Origin of the sequence: Streptomyces sp. NPDC051664, assembly GCF_044453545.1 — a bacterium.
In the GTDB taxonomy this organism is placed as follows: domain Bacteria; phylum Actinomycetota; class Actinomycetes; order Streptomycetales; family Streptomycetaceae; genus Streptomyces.
The window spans coordinates 1-1,803 of the sequence record NZ_JBITCU010000112.1; the positions used below are offsets into that span (position 1 = coordinate 1).

General features: G+C 68.2%; 1 protein-coding gene. It reads right to left on the reverse strand.

From position 1 onward, the window contains the following. Positions 1–36: 36 nt before the first annotated feature. On the reverse strand, positions 37–1,677 hold the full coding sequence (locus tag ACIA8E_RS41870) for an IS4 family transposase (RefSeq protein ID WP_399307346.1): 1,641 nt from the start codon (positions 1,675–1,677) through the stop codon (positions 37–39). Positions 1,678–1,803 lie beyond the last annotated feature (126 nt).

The window sequence follows — 1,803 nt, forward strand, 5'->3', positions numbered from 1 at the left end:
CTTCCCTCAAGGCCGGGTAGTTAGCGTTCCCGCAGGTCACGCAAGGGAGTTGATCGGCTCTTGCGTAGCGGCTGTGTAGATGCCGGGGCCGTGCTTTTGGAGGTGGCCGTCCTTGGCCCAGCGGGAGAGTTGTCTGTACATGGTGCCGAGGGTGATGTCGCCGAGGTGCTGGGCGAGTTCGCGGGCTGGCCAGCGGCGTTCGGGGTCGGCCCGGAGGAGTTCCCGGACCCGTTCCCGGCGGCTGTTTGGTGACCGGTGAGTGTGCCGGTCGTCTCGTGAGACGTCGGGCAGGGGGCGTTCTTCGGCTGCGGGTGCGAGGACGGTGATGTCGAGGTCGGTGACGGTGCGGCTGGTGTCGGGCCTGCCGTCGTCGAGGCGCTCGCTGTAGCGGGAGACCGGTGATTTGACCTTGCGGGTGCTGACCCGGGTCCGCCGGGGCGGGAGCAGGGCGGCCAGGACCCGGCGTTTGATGAGACCGACCGGCTCGGTGGTCGTGGGGATGACGTCGGCGGCCTGGACGACCTGGTCACGGGCGGTCTGGAGGGCGATGGTGAACCCGCAGCGGTCGGGATCGGTGCCCGGGGCGGATTCGGCAGCGTCGACCATGACCGTCCGTAGTGCTTGGTAGAGCGCCAGCAGGGCCCACATCTCCTGCTCGATGCCGACCGGGTCGCCCGAGCGCAGCAGACGTCCGTTCATGATCGTGTGGCGGAGTGCGTAGTACGCCGATTCGTGTTCCCACCGCTGATGATAGAGGTCGACCAGGGCGGTCGCCGGGTAGCGGCGGGCATCGGTCAAGGTCGTGACCAGCCGGTAGGACCCAGTGAAGACGGTGCCGTCCGCGCAGGTCACCGTGATCTGCGCGTCGATGACCCGTACCCTCACCGTGCCGATCACCGACAGGTACGAGCCGTCCAGGAGACGGGACAGGACCGGGGTGCGCCGGTTGCTGCGGAGCCGGCCCAGGACCTGGGCACGGGTGGCGGTCACCGCGGCGAGGAAGTTGTTGCCGTCGAACCCCTTGTCCCACAGTACGAGCATGTCCGGCCTCAGCAGGTGCAGCAGACGGCCGGCATAGCTCGTCTCGCCCTCGGCGGTAGGGCCGAACACCGCGCCGATCAGAGCCCGGGTGCCGGTCTCGACCAGCGTCATCAACTCCAGCGTCGGATAGCCATGATGGGCGGTCCTGCCCAGCCAGGAACGGTTCCGCTCGGAGTCGGGGACCTTCTGCGAACTGCAGCCGTCGAACGACACCGTCCGGTACGGGCCGAACCGCACACCCGGCGTCGTCGGTTGGGCCAGCGGCCCGGCCAGCACTTCGAACAACGCTCGCACCGGCGCGCTACCGAGTCTCCGGCGCAGGTCACGCAACGCCTTCGCGGTCGGACAGACGACCGGCATCCCGGACAGGCCGGCGGTCAGCTTGTCCCAGACCAGCCGGTAGCCGACCTCGGGGAACAGGCACATCGCGAGCAGGAAGTAGACCCCGACCCGCGATGGCAGATCGCGCAGCCGCCGCTGCACGGTCCTCGTCTCCGACAAGACCGCGTCGACGAGCTCGAACGGCACGATCGCCGTCAGCTCCCCCAGATGGCCGGGCGCGAACCTGCCCGCGGCCACAGTGACCGTACGGGTGATGGTCGTCAGCCCGGACGTCAGGACACAATGAAAGGGCAACGGAGCTCCTTGCGGGACAAGCTGTCTTGGACGACTGCCTGTACCAACGAGCTCCGTTGCTCTACATCGAAAACCCGTCAACACCCCTTGCGTGACCTGCGGGAACGCTAACTACCCGGCCTTGGG